The following is a 4,880-nucleotide window of genomic DNA, read 5'->3' on the forward strand; positions in this document are numbered from 1 at the left end:
CTCCTAACTTATAGAACCGGCTGATAATCCCCCACGCCTCATCCGCGGTGTCGACGAAGTCGATGATGTCCTGATCGCCGGGGCTGATCGTGCCCTGCTCGGCGAGGAAATCGAGATCGATCGCCCGCTTCCAGAAGGATTTGCCGAACAGGATCACCGGCACGCGCTCCATGCGCCCTGTCTGGATCAGGGTCAGCGTCTCGAAGAATTCGTCCATCGTGCCGAAGCCGCCCGGAAACACCGCGACCGCCTTGGCGCGCATGACGAAATGCATCTTGCGGATAGCGAAATAATGGAAGTTGAAACAGAGCTCCGGCGTCACATAGATGTTCGGCGCCTGCTCGTGCGGCAAGACGATGTTGAGGCCTATCGACGGCGCGCCGACATCGTCGGCGCCGCGGTTTCCCGCTTCCATCACGCCAGGCCCGCCGCCGGTCACCACGACATATTCGCGGTAATAGGAGGTAGCCGATTGCTGCGAGCAGAGGCGGGCGAATTTGCGCGCTTCCTCGTAGTATTTGCTGTTCTCTTCGAGGTTCTTCTTCTGCGTCTCGTTCTTGGCCGCCCAGGCCTCGCCGCCGGGTTCCGGCAGGCGCGCACCGCCGAACAGGATCACCGTCGAGCGGATGCCGCGTTCGGCTAGGATCATTTCCGGTTTCAGGAGTTCGAGTTGCAGCCTGACCGCGCGCAACTCGCGCCGCGTCATGAAGTCGGGATCGTTCCAGGCGAGCCGGTAGGTTTCGGCACGCGTCTGCGGCGTGTCAGGCACGCTCTTCGACCGCTCCAGATCCTCGTCCGAATGCGGCAGCGGCGTCCACCCCGCCTTTTCCATAGGAGTCATAACTACCCGTCCAATTCCCTTAACTGCGCCGTCCCGTGACGCACACGCGATTGACCCCCATTAAGCCTTAACATAGGGTCCGCGCGACTTTCAAAACAGGTTAAGGCTCAGTCCCTTAACAGCTTGGTAATGGAGCGAATTCATGTCGAAGCCCGATCTGGCGAGCCTCGAAAAGACCATCGAGAAGGCCTTCGAGGAACGCGATGCGATTTCGACTGCGACGCGCGGCGAAACGCGCGATGCCATCCAGTCGGCGCTTGACCTGCTCGACCGCGGCGCCGTCCGCGTCGCCGAGCGGCAGGCCGACGGCAAGTGGCATGTCAACCAGTGGCTGAAGAAGGCCGTGCTTTTGTCCTTCCGGCTCAACCCGATGGAGATCATCAAGGGTGGTCCCGGCGAAGCGACGTGGTGGGACAAGGTGCCGTCGAAGTTCGATGGCTGGGGCGCTGTCGATTTCGAAAAGGAGGGCTTTCGCGCCGTGCCGGGGTCGATCGTGCGTCGCTCGGCCTATATCGCGCCGGGCGCCGTGCTGATGCCGTCCTTCGTCAATGTCGGCGCCTATGTCGATACAGGCACCATGATCGACACCTGGGTCGGGGTAGGCTCCTGTGCCCAGATCGGCAAGAACGTGCATCTTTCCGGCGGCGTCGGCATCGGCGGCGTGCTGGAGCCGATGCAGGCAGGTCCGACCATCATCGAGGACAATTGCTTCATCGGCGCGCGCTCGGAAGTGGTCGAGGGCTGCATCGTGCGCGAAGGCTCGGTGCTCGGCATGGGCGTCTTCATCGGCCAGTCGACCAAGATCGTCGACCGCGCTACCGGCGAGATTTTCTATGGCGAAGTGCCGCCGAATTCCGTCGTCGTCGCCGGAGCGATGCCGGGCAAGCCCTTTCCGAACGGCGAGCCGGGTCCGAGCCTCTACTGCGCCGTCATCGTCAAGCGCGTCGACGCCAAAACCAGGTCCAAGACCTCGATCAACGAATTGCTGCGCGATTGATCTTTGCGCAAAGCGGGCGCACCTTCCGCCGGCGCGACAATCGGTCGCGCGGGTTCATCATGGAGGGGTGACATGGACTGGAAGTATCTGCTCACAAGTTTTGACGGTCGCATCAACCGTGGCAAGTTCTGGGCCGCGATTGGCGTTTTCATCGTCATTGGCATCGTTGCCTTTATTCTCGATGCGATCCTCGGTACACGCATCACCACGGCCAGTGGCGCCCAGATCGGCATCATCGGCATTCTCATCGCTCTGGCCTCGATCTATTTCGCACTCGCAGTCTACGCCAAGCGCTGGCATGATCGCGGCAAGTCGGGCTGGTGGAGCCTGATCATGCTGGTGCCATTGATCGGCCCGATCTGGTTTCTGGTGGAATGCGGCATTCTCGAAGGCGCCAGGGGCGCCAATCAATATGGACCGGACCCGCTTGCCTGACAGATCAGATCTCACCTGGCTTTTCTTCAAAACCTCGGGCCGCGTCAGTCGCGCGGCCTATTTTCTTGGCGGGTTGCTCGTCGCTATCATCCAGGCCTTCCCGCTCTACCGCTTCACGCTGGTGCCGGAAGGTTCGGCCGAGAGCAACATGTGGTCGTTCATCTTCTTCGTCGCCTTCATCGCCTCGCTGTGGTCGAACATTGCCCTGGCGGTCAAGCGGCTGCACGATTTGGACAAGCCGGGCATTGCGGCGCTGATCCTGTTCGTGCCGGTGGTCTCGATCGTGGCCTTCCTTGTGTTGTGCCTGTTTCCGGGGCAGCCTGGACCCAACCGCTACGGCCGGCGCACCAACGAGCCAGCACAACCCTGAGGTTCGATCGGACATGCGCTACCGTACGCTTGATCCGAAACTGATCATCGAGACCGCAGAACGGCTGGAGACGCGCGTTGCGGAGCGTTTCCCCGATGCCGGCCTGCGCGGCGTTGCCGCCGAACTGGTCTCGCTGTCGCGCGACCTGGCACAGGGCGCCAAGGCCCTGGAAGCGCCGATCTGGTGGCTGCGCGGCCTCATCGTCGCCGCTGTCGTTGCCGGCGCACTGATGTTCATCTTCGTCGGAACCGTATTGCCATTCGACCGCATTTCCAAACCGGGTGATGCCGTCCAGTCTGTGCAAGGCATCGAAGCTTCGCTCAACATGTTCATCCTCGCCATTGTCGGATTTCTCGCCTTGATCCGCTCCGAGGAGCGCATCAAGCGCAAGCAGGTCTTTCGCCAGCTGCATGGCCTGCGCTCGCTGATCCACGTCATCGACATGCACCAGCTGACCAAGGATCCGGCGGCGCTGTCGGCCGATTTCAAGCCAACGTCGCATTCGCCCGCCCGCATCACCAATGCCGCCGACCTGGCGCGTTACCTCGACTATTGCTCCGAAATGCTGTCGATCACCGGCAAGATCGCCGCATTGTTCGCGCAGTCGGTCAATGACGACGTGGTCATCGACGGCGTCAACGACATCGAGAACCTGGCGTCCAACCTGTCGCGGAAAATCTGGCAGAAGATCACGTTGATCGACGGCCGGCCGGTGCAACAATCTGCTCCGGCGCCAGGCCCGGCGAGCCAAGCCGCTCCGCTTCCGCCGCGCGCACCAAGGCGATGATCCGCTGAACCGTCGGCACGGGCGTGCCGGCCTTCCCCGCCAGCCGCAAGATGGCACCTTGCAAGTCGTCGATCTCCGTCGGCCGGCCGCGCTGAAGATCGTCCCACATCGACGAGCGCGCCTGCGGGTCGATCGCCAGCATGCGCCGCGCCAAGAGCTTGAACAGCCAGTCCGGCAGCCTGAGCACTTTCGGCAGCAGCGCCGGCCGCAGGCCGGCGATCCGCGCCGGCTCGATGCCGGACGCTTTCAGCGCCGTCAGCGCCTCGTCGATCTGGCCAGCCAGGATCAGCCGCCAGCGTCGGTCGGCCAGTTCGGTTGCCAGCGGCAGGCCGGAAAGCGCCACCAGCGCGTTGTTCAGATTCATCAGCAGCTTGCCCCACAGCACCGCCTTCATGTCGCCATGCGCTTCAACCGCAAACCCTTCGACGCCAAGCAGGCCGACCAGGCCGGCATCGCCATCCTCGACCATCACCTTGCCGTCGCTGGCGCGGTGCACGCGCAGCGGCAGCTCGCCGTCCGGCGACTGCACCACATTGAACGGCACCATGCCGGCCAGCACCGTTCGCCGGCCAAGTCCGGCACGCAGCCTGTCGGCATTGTCGACACCGTTCTGCAGGCTGATCACCACGGCGTCGGGCCGGGCATGAGCTTTGATAAGATCCGCCATGTCCTGAGTGGCGCCGCTCTTGACCGTGACCAGGATCACGTCTGCCTGCGGCAGGGTGGCGGCCGGATCGGTGGTGACGGCAAGCGCCTCCGGCTTGATCGAGCGATCGCGGCCCTGGAGGTCGCTGACCCGCAATCCACCCTGCCGCAACGCTGCCTCAATGCGCGGCCGGGCCAGCAGAATGACCTTTCGGCTGGCCAGCGCCAGGCAGCCGCCGGCATAGCAGCCGATGCTGCCGGCACCGGCTATGACGATCCGTTTGTCCTTGTCTGCCATCCTGTCGCCCGCGCCGGGTCGCAACTATACGACATGAAAACCATAATATCGGCGGTATCGCCAGCCATGAGGCTGGCCCCTATGTCTGGCCGTGACAGGCCCTGCGCTTTCGACTATCGCTTTTGCCATGACGCTGCCGACCGATCCTGCCGAAAACCTCGCCGCCCTTATCCGTTGCGCTTCGGTGACGCCCGCTGAGGGCGGTGCGCTGACCGCGCTGGAGACGATGCTCAAACCGCTCGGCTTCCTGGTCGATCGGCCGGTGTTTTCCGAAGACGGCACGCCCGATATCGAAAACCTCTATGCAAGGCGTTCCGGCAATGGCCCGCATCTGATGTTCGCCGGCCACACCGACGTGGTGCCGGTCGGCGACGAAGCCGCCTGGACGCATCCGCCCTTCGCCGCCGAGATCGCCAATGGCGAGATGTATGGCCGCGGCGCCGTCGACATGAAGGGCGGCATCGCCTGTTTCATCGCCGCCGTGGCGCGCCATGTCGAGGCCAATGG

7 protein-coding genes are annotated in these 4,880 nt (G+C 63.4%); 5 read left to right on the top strand and 2 right to left on the bottom strand.

The genetic code is table 11. The features are described 5' to 3' along the window. Nucleotides 1–841 (bottom strand): LOG family protein (locus tag EN884_RS25735; RefSeq protein ID WP_206521724.1); only part of this gene is annotated, 841 nt, incomplete at its 3' end. A gap of 142 nt (nt 842–983) precedes the next feature. Between EN884_RS25735 and dapD the strand changes: the two genes are divergently transcribed. The 4 genes from dapD to EN884_RS25755 all read left to right on the top strand — a co-directional run bounded on the left by dapD (nt 984) and on the right by EN884_RS25755 (nt 3,430). Next, the gene (gene dapD / locus EN884_RS25740; protein ID WP_013528480.1) at nt 984–1,838 is read left to right on the top strand and encodes a 2,3,4,5-tetrahydropyridine-2,6-dicarboxylate N-succinyltransferase; all 855 of its coding nucleotides are present in this window, start codon (nt 984–986) and stop codon (nt 1,836–1,838) included. 72 nt (nt 1,839–1,910) lie between these two features. Further along, a complete protein-coding gene (locus tag EN884_RS25745; protein WP_013528479.1) occupies nt 1,911–2,273 on the top strand; it encodes a DUF805 domain-containing protein in 363 nt (120 codons plus the stop codon). Then, nucleotides 2,266–2,643 carry a DUF805 domain-containing protein gene (locus tag EN884_RS25750; RefSeq protein ID WP_024502086.1) on the top strand — a complete coding sequence of 126 codons (378 nt, stop codon included), beginning with the start codon at nt 2,266–2,268 and terminating at the stop codon, nt 2,641–2,643. The genes EN884_RS25745 and EN884_RS25750 overlap by 8 nt, the downstream gene beginning before the upstream one ends. Nucleotides 2,644–2,656: 13 nt before the next feature. Continuing rightward, nucleotides 2,657–3,430 carry a hypothetical protein gene (locus EN884_RS25755; protein ID WP_063169724.1) on the top strand — a complete coding sequence of 258 codons (774 nt, stop codon included), beginning with the start codon at nt 2,657–2,659 and terminating at the stop codon, nt 3,428–3,430. Here EN884_RS25755 and EN884_RS25760 read toward each other — a convergent pair. Beyond that, the gene (locus EN884_RS25760) at nt 3,333–4,373 is read right to left on the bottom strand and encodes a 2-dehydropantoate 2-reductase (protein ID WP_063169725.1); all 1,041 of its coding nucleotides are present in this window, start codon (nt 4,371–4,373) and stop codon (nt 3,333–3,335) included. The two genes, EN884_RS25755 and EN884_RS25760, sit on opposite strands and share 98 nt — an antisense overlap. A gap of 127 nt (nt 4,374–4,500) precedes the next feature. On the opposite strand from EN884_RS25760, the gene EN884_RS25765 reads away from it, so the two are divergent. Beyond that, nucleotides 4,501–4,880, top strand: a 380-nt coding sequence (locus tag EN884_RS25765) for a M20/M25/M40 family metallo-hydrolase (protein WP_127383963.1), incomplete at its 3' end; no start/stop codon positions are given.

Origin of the sequence: Mesorhizobium sp. M7A.F.Ca.AU.001.01.1.1 (assembly GCF_004022735.1) — a bacterium.
GTDB lineage: Bacteria > Pseudomonadota > Alphaproteobacteria > Rhizobiales > Rhizobiaceae > Mesorhizobium > Mesorhizobium ciceri.

Bases quoted from the DNA above. Each gene is read 5' to 3' on its own strand.
- dapD (WP_013528480.1), top strand. From the start codon at position 984: ATGTCGAAGCCCGATCTGGCGAGCCTCGAAAAGACCATCGAGAAGGCC.
- EN884_RS25745 (WP_013528479.1), top strand. From the start codon at position 1,911: ATGGACTGGAAGTATCTGCTCACAAGTTTTGACGGTCGCATCAACCGT.
- EN884_RS25755 (WP_063169724.1), top strand. From the start codon at position 2,657: ATGCGCTACCGTACGCTTGATCCGAAACTGATCATCGAGACCGCAGAA.
- EN884_RS25760 (WP_063169725.1), bottom strand. From the start codon at position 4,373: ATGGCAGACAAGGACAAACGGATCGTCATAGCCGGTGCCGGCAGCATC.